This window comes from Specibacter sp. AOP5-B1-6, from assembly GCF_052376555.1.
GTDB lineage: Bacteria > Actinomycetota > Actinomycetes > Actinomycetales > Micrococcaceae > Specibacter.
Window position 1 is genome coordinate 1 of sequence record NZ_JBQSVT010000028.1, and the last position, 15,897, is coordinate 15,897.

A 15,897-nucleotide genomic window follows, 5' to 3' on the forward strand; every position below is an offset into this window, starting at 1 on the left:
GCTGGGCGGCGGTGCAAGGGCACAACCCAGGGCACCTCCGCCAAGCGGCGGCATTAGTCACAATCAGAGGCATTCAAGCCCGGGTCAGCCCCGGCGTTTTTTGATTTCCTCCACAGCCTGCGGCAGCACCTGGAACAGGTCCCCAACAATGCCAAAGTCGGCAATCTCAAAGATGGGCGAGTCCGCGTCCTTGTTCACAGCAACAATGAGCTTGGAGGTCTGCATGCCGGCCTTTTGCTGAATGGCGCCGGAAATGCCCACGGAGATGTACAGCTGCGGGGAAACCTTCTTGCCCGTCTGGCCCACCTGGGACGCATGCGAGATCCAGCCGGCGTCAGTGGCTGCGCGGGAGGCGCCCACCGCTGCTCCGAGAACATCCGCCAGCTCTTCAACGGGCGCGAAGTCGCCATCAACGCCGCGGCCGCCGGCCACAACAATGCGGGCGTCTTCAAGATCGGGACGTCCGGAAGCCGCACGCGGCGTCCGGGACGTGACGCGGGCGGCCAGGCTTGCCGGGGCAAACGCAACGTCCACAACCTCGACGACGGGCACGGTGGCCTCAACGGCCGGGCTTGCGTCAACGGCGTGGGCCTTGACACTGATGACGGCGACAGCTGAGGTGGCCCGCGCCTCCACAGTCCAGGACCCCGCAAGGACCGATTTGTGCGCAACGAGGGTCCCGCCGTCGTGCGTGACGGAAACAGCGTCGGTGATCACGCCGGCGTTCAGGGTCACGCCGGCACGGGCCGCGATTTCCTTCCCGGCGGCGCTGTTGTCAAGCAGCACGGCACCGGCGGACACGGCGGCGGCGGCCTGGGCGACGAGGTCGGCCTGGGGCGCAACCAGGAACTGGCCCAATTCGGCCTGCTCGGAGTGCAGCACACGCTGCACACCGTATGCGCCCAGCTCGGCCAGCACCTCGGCACTGACGGGACCGGCCACAACAGCCACCGGTTCGCCGGCGCCGCGGGCCAGGGTCAGCAGCTGGTGCACAGTTGCCGAAAGCCTGCCGGGGGCGTTGAGCTGATCAATGTAAACAACGATTGCAGTCATGAAGGGTTCCTCAGATCAGTTTCTGCGCGGCCAGGAAGTCAACCAATTGGATGCCGGCATCGCCTGAATCGGTGATGACGGTGCCGGCTGTGCGTGCGGGGCGCTCGGCTGCCGCCGTGACCTTCGTCAGTGACCCGGCATGTCCGACGGCGTCCGGCGACAACCCGAGGTCCGCCAGGGACACCGTTGTCACCTTCTTTTTCTTCGCGGCAATGATGCCCTTGAAGTTCGGGTAGCGCGGCTCATTGGCCTGGTCCGTCACCGAGACGAGGGCAGGCAGGGTGGCCTGGATTTCCTCGGAGAAGTCATCACCGTCGCGGCGGGCCGTGACGGTGTCGCCGTCAACGTCCAACGCCGAGGCGAAGGTGATCTGGGCCAGGCCCAGTCGCGCAGCCAGCTGCGCGGGGACGATGGAAGTTTCACCGTCGGTTGAGGCCATGCCCGTTATAACGAGGTCCACCGGGCCGAGCGTGTTGATGGCTGCGGCGAGGACCAGCGAGGTGGCCGAGGCGTCGGAGCCTTCGAGCGCTTCGTCGGTGACGTGCAGGCCCTGGGTGGCGCCGATCTGCAACGACTTTTTCACGGCCACCGCGGCGGAGGCCGGGCCCAGTGTCAGAGCCGTGACGGTGTTGCCGCCCTTGGCGCCGCCGCGGGCGTCGGTCAAGGCCAACGCCGCTTCGAGGGCGTATTCGTCCATTTCCGAAAGAATGCTTTCACCACGGTCGATGCCGTGGGCATCACCTGTGAGATGCCGGTCGAATTGTGCGTCTGGCACATATTTGACCAGTACGACAATGTTCAGTGCTGTATTTTCCACTGCTGTCCTTTGTGTCATGGGCGAATGGTGTCGCTGAGCCCTTCCCCATGCTGGGGCGGAAGCAGCGGGTTCGCCCTTGGCCTACCCCAACAGCTTAGTTCGAACCGGCCCGCAGCCGGAATTCGTCGCTGCGGTTCTTTACTTCAAGCGAACATCCCGCCCGTCCCGGTGCGAGCACTTCTCCGCCCCCGGGTGGACGCGGCCGCACAAGGTTCCCACCTCTGGCCCGATGTTTGCCGCCGCGGCCTGGAGCAGGATTGAAGCATGAATACAACAATTTTAAGCGCCCGCTCCCTGTCCAAGAGGTATGGCGCAGGCATCGCCTTGAACAATGTCGACCTCGACATCCGTGCCGGGGAGTCCGTGGCCATCATGGGTGCCTCCGGCTCCGGCAAGACGACGCTGCTGCACACCCTGGCCGGCATCACCTCCCCCGACGCCGGCACCGTCAACTATGCGGGCACCGACGTCACGGCACTGAACGAAACCCAGCGTTCCAAGCTGCGCCGCGAGGCGTTCGGCTTTGTGTTCCAGTCCGGGCTGCTCATCCCGGAGCTGACGGCCATCGAAAACGTGGCCCTGGCGCTCATGCTCAATGGCGTCCCGCGCCGCGACGCCGAGGCGCAGTCGGCCGGCTGGCTGGCCCACCTCGGCCTGGCCGGCATGGAGGGGCGACGCATCGGCGAGCTCTCGGGCGGCCAGGCCCAGAGGGTCGCCATCGCCCGGGCCCAGGTCACCGGCGCCCGCATCGTGTTCGCGGACGAGCCCACCGGCGCCCTCGATTCACACACCTCCGCCGACGTCATGTCCGCGCTCCTGGGCGCCACGGCCGGCCGCGGCCACACCCTGGTCCTGGTCACCCACGATGTCACGGTTGCCTCACGCTGCAGCCGCACCTTGTTTATGCACGACGGCGTCCTGTCCGTTGCGCCGTCCTCCCACCCGGGTGCCGAAGCGGTCATGCCGGCCGGGCCCGGCGGGACGGCGCTGCAGGCCGGGACCACCTACGTGCAGCCGGAGCGCTTTCCAGCCCATAACATTGCTGCCCACCCGTCAATGGGCACGCCCGGCTACGCATCCCCTGCTGCCGGTGCGGCAAACACTGCGCCTCAACCTCCGGCTCCCCCAGCCCCGGCGGGCCAGACTCCCGTCGGGCAACCTCTGACACCCCAGTCTCCGGCGGGCCAGAAGTGGACGGGCCAGCCGTGAATAGCCTGAATTCAACGTTCTCCATCCTGTGGATGATGTCCCGGCCGTCCCCCGGCAACAAGGCTGTGGTGGCGCTGCCCGCAGTGGCCTTTGCCCTTGTCACGGCGTTGTCGCTGATCGTATTGGCCGGGGCAATGAGCTTTTTCACCAACCCCGCCTCAGACGACAGCTTCGGCACCGCCGGCGCCTATCAAACCCTGGCCATGGTGGCACTGGCACTGCTGGTCCTGCCGTTGCTGACCCTGGGCGGTTCGGCGGCACGCCTGTCGGCCCGCCGCCGCGATGAACGGCTGTCCACGCTGCGGCTGCTGGGCGGCACCCCGGCACTCGTGGGTGCCATGGCCATCGTGGAATCCACTGCCATTGCCGCCGTGGGCATCGGCGCCGGCATCGCCCTCCATGCCGCTGCCCTGCCGGCCGTTGCCCTCATCCCGTTCCAGGGACAAGCCTTGGGCTTGGCCCAGCTGTGGCTCAATCCCCTGCTGGTGCTGGCCACGGCGGCGGCCCTCGTGGTGCTGGCCGCCATCAGTGCGGCCGTCGGCCTGCGCCAGGTGGTGCTTTCGCCCCTGGGGGTGCGCACCCGGCAAAAGGCCCCCACGGTGCACTGGGTTCGGTTCGCGCTCGGGGCGGGCGCCGCCGTCGTGCTTTATGCAGCGATGGCCAACATCACGGCGAGCGGCTCGGCTGCGGTCATGATCGTGATCATCTGCGGCAGTTTCGCCGGCGGGTTGGCGCTGTTGAACCTGATGGGCCCAATTGTGCTCAAGTGGCTGGCCGGCGGCGGCCTGCGCCGGGCCGACACCCCTGCGAAGCTGCTGGCCGCCCGGACGATTCTGGAATCGCCCAAGGCCGCCTGGCGGCAGGTGAGTTCCCTGTCGATGACAAGTTTCATCGCCGTCGTGGCCGGGACCGGCCTGGCGCTCATGGACTCCGCCGGCGGGGGTGGCAGCACCGCCGAAATGCACCTGACCAACGACATGCGCACAGGTGTGTTAATTACAGTTGTGGCGTCTTTCCTGCTCGTGGCCTGCAGCGCCGGGGTGAACCAGGCGGCCGCCATCCTGGACAGGCGCGATCTCTACGTGAGCCTTGACCGCCTCGGCATGCCCCGCACCGTCATGGATGCTGCCCGCAAACGGGCGGTGCTCTCCCCGGTCCGGATTGTGACGATTGGCTCTGCCGTGCTGGCCGCGGTGCTGTTGTTTCCCCTGACCGGGATGGCTGCGATCTTTGCCCCGCTGTCCCTGCTGGTCATCGCCGCAGTGCTGGCCGCCGGCATCGGCCTGGTGTGGGTGGGGCTGGCCGCCTCAGCCCCCGTCCTGAACAAGGTCCTCCGGGACGCATAGCCGGACCTGGTTCAGGTGCCGGACTTGGTTCAGTTGCGGCGAAGCCATGCGCACCACTCGAATCGAGTGGTGCGCATGGCTTCGTGCATTTGTTAGCTGGCGGGCATCGTGTCAAGTGTGACGTCGACCGACTGGGACTTGCCCGACCGGGTGAAGTCCAACTTCACGGTGGCTCCGCCGGCCTGCTCGCGAACGGCCGCTGTCAGATCCGCCGGGTCGCTGATGGTGCGGTTGCCAAGCTGGGTGATCACGTCGCCCTTTTGCAGCCCTGCCTTGGCCGCTGCGCTGTCTGCCGTCACGTCGGCAACTGTGGCGCCCGTGGAGAAGGAACTTCCAGAGCTGTTGGAGGACGTCCCGCCCACGGAGACACCCAACTGGCCGTGGCTGGCCTTGCCGGTCTTGATGATTTCCTGCGCCACCCGCTGTGCGTGGTCGATCGGGATGGAGAAGCCCACACCGATGTTCCCGCTCTGGCTGCTGGAGTCCGAAGAACTGCCTGTTGAGGCGATGGCGACGTTGACGCCAATGATTTCACCCTGGGCGTTGACCAACGCGCCACCGGAGTTGCCGGGGTTAATGGCGGCATCAGTCTGGATCACGTTGAGGTTGACCGTTCCCTGTGCCGCGGTGGTGTCCTGCCCGCCGCCTGGAGGCGAGAAGCGGAAGCCGTTGCCGCCGTCGGACGGGTCCTCGGAGCTGTCGCTTGGCGTTTCCGGAACAGCAGAGGAGGCCACCTGGATGGTGCGGTTGAGTGTGGAGACGATGCCGTCGGTGACGGTGCCGTTCAAGCCCAAGGGGGAACCGATGGCGATCACCGTGTCGCCAACATTGATCTTGCTGGACTGGCCCAGCGCCGCCGGCACCAGGTCCGGGGCGTCGATCTTCACCACGGCGAGGTCGGACAGCGGGTCTGTGCCAACAATGGTGCCCTCATACACTTTGTTGTCACTGGTCTGAACCTCGATGGTCGCATGGGCCGCGGCGCCATCGAGCGTCACAACGTGCGTGTTGGTCAGGATGTGGCCCTCCTTGTCCAGGATGATGCCCGAACCCGTGCCGCCTGAGCTACCGCTCGTGGCCGAAATCGTCACCACGGACGGCATCGCCTTGGCCGCAGCCGCGGACACCTCATTGACCGACTTGGGGTTGTTGATCACCAACGGCGCGCTTTGCTGGCTCGTCCCGGCCACGGTGTTGCCGCCCTGCTGTTGGTCCAGGAGGAACAGTGATCCGCCACCGACGAGCCCGCCAATAAGGGCAGCTGCCAGGACACCGCCGGTAAACATTCCCATGCCCACCTTCTTGCGTTCCTTGGGCTTGGCCGTGACGGCCGGTGCCAAGGAGTGCGGGTAGGCGTTCGACGCCGGATATCCCGGTCCGGCGTGCCCGGTCACCGATCCCTGCTGACCGTTGTTGTTCTGACCCTGCTGGTGCTGCCCGTCGTATTGCTGGCCCTGCCCGTGCACGGCAAAGTTGTTCGGGATGGGCTCCGTGGGGTTCTGGCCGGTGGGATTGCCGGCGCCGGTGGGCGTGTTTGGAATGGTATTTGGTGCACCGTATGCGTGGGCGCCATACGCCGGAGCGGCGTAGCCTGGGGCCGGCGCACTTGCCGACTGTGTCGACGAATCTGTTGGCTGTGCCGGCTGCGCCGCCGTCGGGGGTGCGCCATGACCGGTGGGCTGATCCTCGGCAGGCGGCTGCGGCGGCGCGCTGGGGGCGGGCTTGTTGTGCGTGCCGGTGCCTTGTGCCTGTGCACCTTGGAACGGTGTGGAGCCGTGCTGACTCGTTGTCTCGGGGCCGGATGCCTGGGGAGCCTCTGGCGTTGCAGCCGTGTCAGGGGCTTGGGGTGCAGCTTTGTGCTGTTCGTCGTTGTGGGTTGTGTGTTCCCCGTTGTGCTCTGACATCAGCTTTCCCTTCAGTAAAATCTCGTGTGATGAATCCTTGCTTGAAATTCATCATGTCGCCCGCGGCTGGTGCCATGACGAACGTTCGCTGGAAGGTAGCTGTGAAGGTTCATCGTGTTCCATTATGTCGCAGTCTCCCCCGGCCGCGGGGTTCTTCGCTGGGCGAAACTTCCTGCCCCAATCAAAACGGCACCATAGTATCGTTTGGAGTATTAAGGCCGAATTTCGCCATGGCCCCATATCAAAAGGTGAGCAATGTTTGCACGGTTGAAGGTATTTTCCCCATTTCTGGCAGTGCTTGGCCTGCTCGCCCTCATGCTGGGCCCGGCCGGACTTGCGCAGGCCGAACCACCGGTGAGCATTCCCGGCGGCACGCACATCGTTGACAATGCCAATGTTCTGGGCGGCCAGAAGGCTGAAGTCCAGACTGCGATTGACAAGCTCAGCCAGGACCACGGGATGACGTTCTTTGTGGTCTATGTCGACTCCTTCGACGGCGAAACAGGCCAGCAGTGGGGGCAGCAGGTGGCCGACAAGAAGCAGCTCGGCACCGGCGACGCCCTCTTGGTAGTTGCCGTCAAGGATGCCAAGTATGCGTTGTTCGCCGATACGGCCATGGTCCCCGAACAAAAGAACCAAAACATTCAGACCAACGTCATCAAGCCGCAGCTGTCCGACGACAACTGGGCCCAGGCTGCCATTGACGCAGCCGCAGCCCTGGGCGATGCCGCCGGCGGTGGGAAGGGCAACGTGCCCAACCCCACGGGCGGTTTCGTGGCGCTGGGAATCGGCGGCGTCGTCGTCGTGGGTGGTGCAGGCACTGCCCTGTATATGCGAAACAAGCGCAAAAAGTCGGCGGCTGAGGCCACGGCCAAGGGTTTCGGCCCGGACGGCAAGGCCCTCGACCCCAACGCCGGCATGACCATCCCGGAGCTGCGCGCCAAGGCAGGTTCGCTGTTGATCGCTGCCGACGACGCCATCAACACGAGCGGGCACGAGATTGGTTTTGCGCAGGCGTCGTACGGGGACGAGGCCGTGAAGCAGTTCCAGGCTGCGTTGGAGAGCGCCAAGACCCACCTCTCGGAGTCCTTCAAGCTCCAGCAACAGCTGGATGACGAAATTCCCGACACCATCGAGGAGCAGCGGACCTGGCTCGGGGAAATCATCAAGCGCAGTGAGGATGCCAACGCGGCGCTGGAGGCCGAAAAAGCGGCCTTCGACGAGTTGCGCGAGCTGGAACGGACCGCGCCGGAGGTGCTGGGCACAATTCGCACGCAGGCTGCCGGAGCCCGCACGGCCGTGGGCGACACCGAGCAAAAGTTGGCCGAGCTGACGTCCCAATACTCGGAAACTGCGCTGGCGCCCGTGCGTGACAATGTGGCCCAGGCCAAGGAACGCCTTGATTTTGTGGACACCGCGGCTGCCGATGCCGACACGAAACTGGCGGCGTCGGACACGGCCGGTGCCGCTGTTTCGGTCAAGGCCGCCGAGGAAAGCCTGCTGCAGTGCACGGTGCTCCTCGACGCGATCGCCAAGACTGGAACGGCCATCCGCGACGCCGCAACCACCCTGACAACCGCGCTCCCCTCGGCGCTCGCCGACTTGGAACAGGCAAAGTCGTTGGTGGCTTCCGAGCAGTTCTCCCGCTACGCCCCGACGGTCCAGGCCGCGGAAGCGCAGCTCAACGATGTGCGCATGAATGCTGCCGCCGGCAAGCCCGATCCCGTGGCCCAGCTGTCGGCGGTGCAACAAGCGCACGGGCAGCTTGACGAACTGTTGACCGGCATCCGCGACCAGCAGCAGCAGGCGCTGCGGTCCCAGGCAGCACTGCAGCAGGCCCTTGCCGGCGCACAGGCAACCATCGCCACGGCCAAGGACTTCATCGCGGCCCGCCGCGGCGGCGTGGGATCGGCCGCACGGACGCGTCTTTCCGAAGCCGAACGCAACTTTGACTACGCAGTTTCAGTTGCAACATCCGACCCGACCAATGCCCTGACGTACGCGCAGCAAGCACAGCAGCTGGCCCAGCAGGCCATCCAATACGCCCAGAATGACGTCGACAGCTTTGGCGGCGGAGGACGCGGCGGCTACGGTGGCGGAGGTTCCATGGGCGGGGGCATGGGCGGGGCCATCCTGGGCGGCATCATCGGCGGGCTGCTCTCCGGAGGCGGGGGCGGCGGATTTGGCGGTGGCGGCTTCGGCGGTGGAGGCGGCGGTGGATTTGGCGGCGGTGGCGGTGGCGGCGGTGGCGGTGGAGGCGGTGGCGGCTTCGGTGGCAGCGGCGGCAACTTCTAGCCCATCGCCTGCCGGGCCACGGCACCATCAGGGCATTGCGTTATCAGTGCACCTGCGGCAAGAATTGGGGAGGTCCTTTAGACTCAAACCACTATCGGACGCCTCTGGCAGCAGCTATTGAGTTTTCATTTGATGCAACCAGCAAATAATAAGGGGTAAAGAATGGCAAAGCAGTCAATTTTCGGCCGGATCGCACAGTTGGCCAAGGCCAACATCAATGCATTGTTGGATCAGGCCGAGGACCCACAGAAGATGCTTGACCAGATGGTGCGCGATTACAAGGCGAACATCCAGGAGGCTGAAGGGGCTGTTGCGCAGACGATCGGCAACCTGCGCATGCTCGAGGATGATTACAACGAGGACGTGAAGGCGTCGCAGGATTGGGGCTCAAAGGCACTCGCTGCCAGCCGCAAGGCCGATGAATTCCGCACTGCCGGCAATGCCGCCGATGCACAGAAGTTCGACAATCTCGCCAAGGTGGCACTGCAGCGCCAGATTACCGCCGAGAACGAGGCACGGTCCGCAGAGCCGAACATCGCCGCGCAGAACGACGTTGTTGAAAAGCTCAAGACCGGTCTGCAGCAGATGAACGGCAAGCTGACAGAGCTGGGCAACAAGCGCAACGAGCTGATTGCCCGTTCCAAGACCGCCGCCGCGCAGACCCAGGTCCACGACGCGCTCAAGAGCATCGACATCATGGACCCCACCAGCGAGGTGAGCCGCTTCGAGGAGAAAATCCGCCGCGAAGAGGCGAAGGTCCGTGGACAGAACGAACTTGCCGCGTCGAGCCTGGATGCACAGTTCAACTCCCTCGAGGACCTGGGCGAGCAAACAGAGGTTGAGGCCCGGTTGGCGGCCCTGAAGTCCGGCGGTGCCCCGGCTCCGGCAGCGATCAAGGCCTCGGCTTCCGTCGACGAAGCAGAGTTCGACAACCTGTAAGCAGCAAAAACAGACAAAAGAACGGGTGCCCCTCCGCTTCGCGGCCGGGCACCCGTTCTTCTTGTTTGACACTGCGAGGTAGACACTGCGGGGCAGCCGCAGTGTGCATTCCTTACGTCTGCCTACATCTGCGTAAACGCCGCCACGGCCGGATCGGCGCCGATGCGTCCACCAGCCTCCAATGCTGAGATGCGGTTCAAGTCATCCGTGCTGAGCTTGATCCGGGCAGCCGCCAGGTTTTCGCGCATGCGCCCGGGCGTGACGGTCTTCGGGATCACGATGTTGCCCAGACCCAGATGCCAGGCAAGCACCACCTGGGCCGGGGTGGCACCGTATTGAGCCGCCAGTTCGGCGACCACCTCGTTTTCCAGGTCCCTGCCCTGTCCCAGCGGGCTGTAGGCCTCCACGGCGATGCCGTGGCTTCGGCTCTTGTCCGCCAGCTGGCCTTGGTGGAAGGTGGGGTGCGCCTCGATCTGGTTCACCGCGGGGACCACGGTGGAGTTGGCAAGCAGCTCGTCCAGGTGTGCCGGCAGGAAGTTGGACACCCCGATGGCGCGGATCAGGCCCTGCGCATAAAGGGATTCGAGCTCCTTCCATGCCTGCGTGTACAGCCCCTGTGAAGGCACCGGCCAGTGGATCAGGTACAGGTCGATCCAGTCCACGCCCAGTGCTTTCCGGCTGGCCTCGAAGGCGGCGCGGGGACTGTCCTGCTCCCCGTTGCGCAGCTTCGTGGTGACAAAAATGTCCTCGCGGGCCAGCCCCGATTCGGCAATGGCCGCCCCGACACCGGACTCGTTGCGGTATGCAGCAGCCGTGTCGATGTGGCGGTACCCGGCAGCCAGGGCTTCCGTGACGGCCACCCGGGTTTCCTCCGGCGGGATCTGGAAGACACCGAAACCCAGCTGCGGGATGGCGACCCCATTGTTCAACGTCAGTTCCGGAACAGCCGCTGCCGCGGTTTTCGACTCAGTCATGAAAACTCATTCCTCTCCTAGCCTCCGCCGTTAAGGCGCTCCCCACCAGCCTAGGCCGAGAGTACTGGTGAATGGGCCACTGAACATGGGCAGAAAGATCCTAGGTTTAACAGACCCACCCTGGCACTAGGTGGCGCCCCTGCTCCGGGGCAGAATGGGAGCATGGGACAAAGCATTGAATTCGGCAGGTTTCTTTCAGCCATGCGCTCACGGTTGCAGCCTGATCCGGGCACCATACTGACCACCCGGCGCGTGCCGGGGCTGCGCCGGGAGGAGGTGGCGCGGCTGGCGGATGTCTCCACCGACTATTACACCCGGCTCGAGCAGGGCCGCAACATCCACCCTTCCCGCTCCGTGCTGGCGTCCGTGGCGCGCGCCCTGCAGCTGAACGACGCCGAGTCCGCCCACATGTTCGACCTGCTGGAAAACTGTGGCGGGCAAGCCACAAATCCGCCGGTGGCACAGCGGGTGCGTGCGTCCATGCGGCAGCTGCTCGACGCCGTGGGTGACGTGCCCGCCGTCGTTCTTGGCAGAAGGACAGACGTTCTGGCCAGCAATCGCATGGCCCGCCTGCTGCTGGCCGATTTCCCGGCCATGGCGCGCGAGCAGCGCAACTACACACGCTGGATCATGCTCGATCCGGCCGCGCGCGTACTGTTCCGGGACTGGCACGGTGCCGCCGCCGATGCGGTGGCTGCCCTGCGCGCCGACATTGGCCGGCATCCCGGCGACCCTGCGGCCACGGCGCTGGTGGGCGAGCTGGCCGTCAACAGCGAGGAATTCCGGCAGTGGTGGGCCCGGCACACTGTGGGCCGGCGGTCCTCCGGCACCTTGTCCCTGCATCACGCCGTAGTGGGCGAAGTGGAAGTGGACTTTGAGCACCTCCTGCTCCCGGACGACCCCGAACAAAGCCTGCGCATTTACACGGCCAAGAATGGTTCGCCGTCGCAGGACGCCCTGAAGCTGCTGTCCTCCTGGTCCGGCGGTTCCACAGCAGACAATCAACGTGTTGCACCCTCATCCGAAGGAATCAACTGACAGTGTTGTACTCACATTTGGGCCGCAGCGGCCTCTCCGTTTCCAAGCTTTGCCTGGGCACCATGAACTTTGGTCCGCACACCGACGAAGCGGACGCCTTCAAAATCATGGACCAGGCGCACGAAGCCGGGCTGAACTTCTTTGACACGGCCAACGGCTACGGCGGCAATGACCGCCGCGGCTGGACCGAGGAAATCATTGGCCGCTGGATTGCCCAGGGCGGAGGCCGGCGCGGACGGACCGTGCTGGCCACCAAGGTCTACGCCAACATGACCGAGTGGCCCAATGATTCGAAGCTGTCGGCACTGAACATCCGCCGCTCCCTGGATGCGAGCCTGAAGCGGCTGCAAACCGACTACATCGATCTGTACCAGTTCCACCATGTGGACAGGGATACCCCGTGGGATGAGATTTGGCAGGCAATTGACGTCGCCATCCAGCAGGGCAAGATCCTGTATGCGGGCAGCTCCAACTTCGCCGGCTGGCACATCGCCGCCGCCCAGGAGGCAGCCGCGCGCCGCCCGGTCACCGGCCTGGTCAGCGAGCAGTCGATTTACAGCCTGATGCAGCGCAGCGTGGAAAGAGAAGTCATTCCGGCTGCCGAGCACTACGGCTTGGGCTTGCTCCCGTGGTCGCCGCTGCACGGCGGGCTGCTGGGTGGCGTGCTGCAAAAGCAGAACGACGGCGTACGCAGGCTCGAGGGGCGCGCCGCCGACGCGCTGGCCACGCACCATGACGCCATTGCCGCCATTGCCGCCTTTGAGGGCTTCGCCGCGGAGCTGGGCCACGCCCCGGGCGACGTGGCGCTGGCCTGGCTCATGCATCAACCAGCCGTCACAGCACCGATCATCGGACCACGCACCGCGGCCCAACTCGAGGCCGGGCTGCGGGCGTTGGATGTTTCGCTGGACGCAGACGCCTTGGCTGCCCTGGACAAAATCTTCCCCGGACCCAAAACCGCGCCGGAGGACTATGCGTGGTGAGGGACCCGGTGGCGGGGGTTTCGGCACGCCGGCCCGGCTCAGCTGACGAGCTGCCCGGCCTTGATAGCTTGCGTTCAGTATTTGCGTCGAGTGAACCCTGTATTTCACGCATTTGAGGATATAGTCTCGGGGTATGGCACTTATTCGCGTTTCCGAAGCTGCCCGTTTCCTGGGCGTCAGTGACGACACCGTTCGCCGCTGGCTGGACAACGGCACGCTGCAGGGCAGCAAGGACCACCAGGGCCGCATGGTGGTCGAGGGTGTGGAGCTTGCGGCTCTCGCCAAGAAGCAGTCACAGCTGCCCGACGACCCAACCGGTGTGGGCAGTTCTGCCCGGAACCGCTTTGTGGGTCTCGTGACAAGCGTGGTCATGGACAAGGTCATGGCCCAGGTGGAGCTGCAATGCGGGCCGTTCCGCGTGGTCTCGCTGATGAGCAGCGAAGCCGTGCGGGACCTGAAGCTTGAGCCCGGTGCCATCGCCACGGCCGTGGTGAAGTCAACGACCGTCATCATTGAAGTGCCTGCCCCGGGGAGCCCCTCATGACATTGTTCCCCAAAACGCCTGCCCGCCTCCGCACCCTCCGTTTTAGTGCCGCTGCAACGGTTGCCACCATGCTGGCCCTGGGCCTGCCGGGCTGTGCACCTGCTGCGGACACCTCCCCCGGAGCCCATCCCGCGGCTTCGTCTGCGAATGCGCCGACAGAACTGTCCGGGACGCTCAGCGTTTTCGCGGCAGCATCGTTGAAGACGACGTTCACGGAGCTCGCTTCGCAGTTTGAGGCGGCGCATCCCGAAGTCAAGGTCTCCCTGAGCTTTGACGGCTCATCCACCCTCGTCACCCAGATCATCCAGGGCGCACCGGCCGACGTCTTTGCCTCAGCTGACTCCGCCAACATGACCAAGCTCAGCGACGCCGGCCTGGCTGCGGGGGCCCCCGTTGATTTTGCCTCCAATGTGCTCACGCTGGTCGTGCCGCCGGACAACCCGGCCAACATCACCAGCTTTGCCGACGCCGCCAAGGACGGCGTAAAACTTGTCATCTGCGCGCCCCAGGTCCCCTGCGGCGCAGCAAGCCAATCCGACGCCGCCAGCGCCGGGCTGACCCTGCATCCGGTCAGCGAGGAGCTCTCGGTGACAAGTGTCCTGGGCAAGGTCACCGCAGGCGAGGCCGACGCCGGGCTCGTCTACGTCACCGACGCCAAGACGGCCGGCAACAAGGTCTTGGACATCCCTTTGGACCTGCCCAAGCCCACCGCCAACAGCTACCCCATCGCCGCCGTCGAATCTTCCAGGAATGCTGATCTGGCGCAGGCCTTCATCTCCCAGGTCACAGGCGCTGAGGGGCAAAAAATACTGACGGATGCAGGCTTTGGCACACCCTAAGGTGTCCCCCCGCACCCCGGCTGTCTGGGAATACACGGCCGTCCCGCGCTGGATTTATGTGGTGGCGGGCCTGGGCGCCGTATTTATTCTGCTGCCCCTCACCGGCATGGTTGCACAGGTCAATTGGGGGCAGTTCCCGGCACTGATCAGCTCGGAATCATCCGTGGCCGCCCTCCTGCTGAGCCTGAAAACGGCGACCGCCAGCACAGTCCTGTGCATCATTTTTGGGGTGCCGCTGGCCTTGCTGCTGGCGCGTGCCCAGTTTTTTGGCCAGCGGATTCTGCGGGCCTTGATCCTGCTGCCACTGGTGGTGCCGCCGGTGGTGGGCGGGCTGGCACTGCTGTACACCTTTGGCCGTGCCGGCCTGCTGGGGAAACCCCTGCAGGCCTTGGGCATTGAGATTGCCTTTTCCACCACTGCGGTCGTCATGGCGCAGACCTTTGTGGCCCTGCCGTTCCTGGTGCTCAGCCTGGAAGGGACGCTGCGCACGGCCGGGCAAAAATACGAAGCCGTGGCAGCCACCCTGGGCGCACGGCCGTCGACGGTGCTGCGCCGGATCACCCTGCCCCTGGTGTTGCCGGGCCTCATCTCCGGCGCGGTCCTGTCGTTTGCCCGCAGTCTGGGCGAATTTGGCGCAACCCTGACGTTTGCCGGCAGCCTGCAGGGTGTGACCCGCACGCTGCCCCTGGAAATTTACCTGCAGCGCGAGACTGACCCCGAGGCCGCCGTGGCCCTGTCCTTCCTGCTCATCGCCGTGGCCGTCATCGTTGTGGCCCTGACGTACCGCGCACCCAAGTACCGCCTGCAGGCGCCCGCCCACCGTGAAACTGCCCCGGCCGGGACGGTTGATGCCCCGTGACACTGCAACTGAACGCGACCCTGCCCGCCCGCAATCTTGACATCTCCCTGACGGTGCAGGCCGGGGAAACCCTCGCCATTATGGGACCCAACGGTGCGGGGAAGTCCTCAATAGTCCAAATGCTGGCGGGCCTGCTCAAGCCCGATGCCGGCGAGGCCACCTTGGGCGGACGGACGTTGTTCAGCCTCTCGCCCGCGGCCACGTGGCTCCCGCCGCATGAGCGCGGCGTCGGGGTCCTGGCCCAGGAGCCACTGCTGTTTCCGCATTTGAGTGTGCTCGACAACGTGGCCTTCGGTCCGCGCAGCCAGGGCCAGGGCAAGTCAGCCAGCCGCGACGCCGCCCGTCACTGGCTGCGCGAGGTCGACGCCGTGGGATTGGCCGGGCGGCTCCCGGCACAGCTATCCGGCGGGCAGGCCCAGCGCGTCGCCCTGGCCCGCGCCCTCGCCACCGCCCCCGAGCTCCTGCTGCTCGATGAACCCATGGCCGCACTGGATGTCAACAGCGCCCCGTTCCTGCGCAGCCTGCTCAAACGCGTGCTGGCCGGCCGCCGCGCCATCATCGTCACCCACAGCGTCCTGGACGCCCTCATGCTGGCGGACAGAATCTTGGTCATGGAGGGCGGGCGGCTCGTGGAATCCGGCCCCACGGCCGCCGTGCTGGCGCGTCCGCGCAGTTCCTTCGCCGCGTCGCTGGCCGGCCTGAACGTCCTCTCAGGATCCTTGCATGGCACCACCCTCACAATGCCCGACGGCGTCCGCGTCGCCGGCCGCCCCGTTGGCGCCTCCGGCCCTGCTGCTGAGGGGGACGGCCCCGCGGATGGTCCGGAAGGCATGGCTGCGTTCCCGCCGTCGGCCGTGTCGGTGTTTTTGGCGCCGCCTGCGGGAAGCCCGCGGAACTGTTTCATGGTTCGCGTGGACGAGTTGGAACCGCATGGCAGCCACATCAGGATCCGGGCCGGCGCCCTGGCAGCCGACGTGTCCCCCGCCGCGGTGGCCGACTTGGGCGTGGTCCCGGGGGCTGAGGTGTGCTTCGTGGTCAAGGCCGCCGAGGTGCTGCTCTACCCGGCCTAACCTTCCCGGTCCTGACGGTCAGGGCCC

General features: G+C 65.7%; 13 protein-coding genes and 1 pseudogene. 10 read left to right on the forward strand and 4 right to left on the reverse strand.

Annotation, left to right across the window (positions count from 1 at the left end):
* Window positions 1-84 precede the first annotated feature (84 nt).
* Window positions 85-1,053, reverse strand: coding sequence for an electron transfer flavoprotein subunit alpha/FixB family protein (locus tag ACT3TS_RS13780; protein ID WP_444532083.1), 969 nt, complete (start codon window positions 1,051-1,053; stop codon window positions 85-87).
* 10 nt (window positions 1,054-1,063) lie between these two features.
* Complete coding sequence (locus ACT3TS_RS13785; protein WP_444532084.1) at window positions 1,064-1,888, reverse strand: electron transfer flavoprotein subunit beta/FixA family protein; 825 nt, start codon at window positions 1,886-1,888, stop codon at window positions 1,064-1,066.
* Window positions 1,889-2,134: 246 nt separating this feature from the next.
* Between ACT3TS_RS13785 and ACT3TS_RS13790 the strand changes: the two are divergent.
* Both ACT3TS_RS13790 and ACT3TS_RS13795 read left to right on the forward strand, forming a co-directional pair.
* Window positions 2,135-2,785, forward strand: a pseudogene (locus ACT3TS_RS13790) (ABC transporter ATP-binding protein); the annotation flags it as partial.
* Window positions 2,786-3,075: 290 nt separating this feature from the next.
* A complete protein-coding gene (locus ACT3TS_RS13795) occupies window positions 3,076-4,425 on the forward strand; it encodes a permease (RefSeq protein WP_444532085.1) in 1,350 nt (449 codons plus the stop codon).
* A gap of 92 nt (window positions 4,426-4,517) precedes the next feature.
* Here the strand turns inward: ACT3TS_RS13795 and ACT3TS_RS13800 are convergent, their stop codons facing one another.
* Window positions 4,518-6,329 (reverse strand): trypsin-like peptidase domain-containing protein, encoded by a 1,812-nt coding sequence (locus ACT3TS_RS13800; RefSeq protein ID WP_444532086.1) that lies wholly within the window; start codon window positions 6,327-6,329, stop codon window positions 4,518-4,520.
* 255 nt (window positions 6,330-6,584) lie between these two features.
* On the opposite strand from ACT3TS_RS13800, the gene ACT3TS_RS13805 reads away from it, so the two are divergent.
* Both ACT3TS_RS13805 and ACT3TS_RS13810 read left to right on the forward strand, forming a co-directional pair.
* Window positions 6,585-8,624 carry a TPM domain-containing protein gene (locus tag ACT3TS_RS13805; RefSeq protein ID WP_444532087.1) on the forward strand — a complete coding sequence of 680 codons (2,040 nt, stop codon included), beginning with the start codon at window positions 6,585-6,587 and terminating at the stop codon, window positions 8,622-8,624.
* A gap of 162 nt (window positions 8,625-8,786) precedes the next feature.
* Window positions 8,787-9,563 (forward strand): PspA/IM30 family protein, encoded by a 777-nt coding sequence (locus tag ACT3TS_RS13810; protein ID WP_444532088.1) that lies wholly within the window; start codon window positions 8,787-8,789, stop codon window positions 9,561-9,563.
* Between the two features lie 122 nt (window positions 9,564-9,685).
* Here ACT3TS_RS13810 and ACT3TS_RS13815 read toward each other — a convergent pair whose 3' ends face one another.
* Window positions 9,686-10,537: an aldo/keto reductase gene (locus tag ACT3TS_RS13815; protein ID WP_444532089.1), complete on the reverse strand. Its 852-nt coding sequence runs from the start codon at window positions 10,535-10,537 to the stop codon at window positions 9,686-9,688.
* Between the two features lie 162 nt (window positions 10,538-10,699).
* Here ACT3TS_RS13815 and ACT3TS_RS13820 point away from each other — a divergent pair, with 162 nt between their 5' ends.
* The 6 genes from ACT3TS_RS13820 (at window position 10,700) to ACT3TS_RS13845 (ending at window position 15,870) form a co-directional block, all read left to right on the forward strand.
* Window positions 10,700-11,575: a helix-turn-helix transcriptional regulator gene (locus tag ACT3TS_RS13820; protein ID WP_444532090.1), complete on the forward strand. Its 876-nt coding sequence runs from the start codon at window positions 10,700-10,702 to the stop codon at window positions 11,573-11,575.
* Between the two features lie 2 nt (window positions 11,576-11,577).
* The gene (locus ACT3TS_RS13825; RefSeq protein WP_444532091.1) at window positions 11,578-12,558 is read left to right on the forward strand and encodes an aldo/keto reductase; all 981 of its coding nucleotides are present in this window, start codon (window positions 11,578-11,580) and stop codon (window positions 12,556-12,558) included.
* A gap of 133 nt (window positions 12,559-12,691) precedes the next feature.
* A complete protein-coding gene (locus ACT3TS_RS13830) occupies window positions 12,692-13,102 on the forward strand; it encodes a TOBE domain-containing protein (protein WP_444532092.1) in 411 nt (136 codons plus the stop codon).
* A complete protein-coding gene (gene modA / locus ACT3TS_RS13835) occupies window positions 13,099-13,941 on the forward strand; it encodes a molybdate ABC transporter substrate-binding protein (RefSeq protein WP_444532093.1) in 843 nt (280 codons plus the stop codon). The genes ACT3TS_RS13830 and modA overlap by 4 nt, the downstream gene beginning before the upstream one ends.
* The gene (locus ACT3TS_RS13840) at window positions 13,928-14,800 is read left to right on the forward strand and encodes an ABC transporter permease (RefSeq protein WP_444532094.1); all 873 of its coding nucleotides are present in this window, start codon (window positions 13,928-13,930) and stop codon (window positions 14,798-14,800) included. Before modA ends, ACT3TS_RS13840 begins: the two co-directional genes overlap by 14 nt.
* Window positions 14,797-15,870, forward strand: coding sequence for a sulfate/molybdate ABC transporter ATP-binding protein (locus tag ACT3TS_RS13845; protein ID WP_444532095.1), 1,074 nt, complete (start codon window positions 14,797-14,799; stop codon window positions 15,868-15,870). The genes ACT3TS_RS13840 and ACT3TS_RS13845 overlap by 4 nt, the downstream gene beginning before the upstream one ends.
* Window positions 15,871-15,897 lie beyond the last annotated feature (27 nt).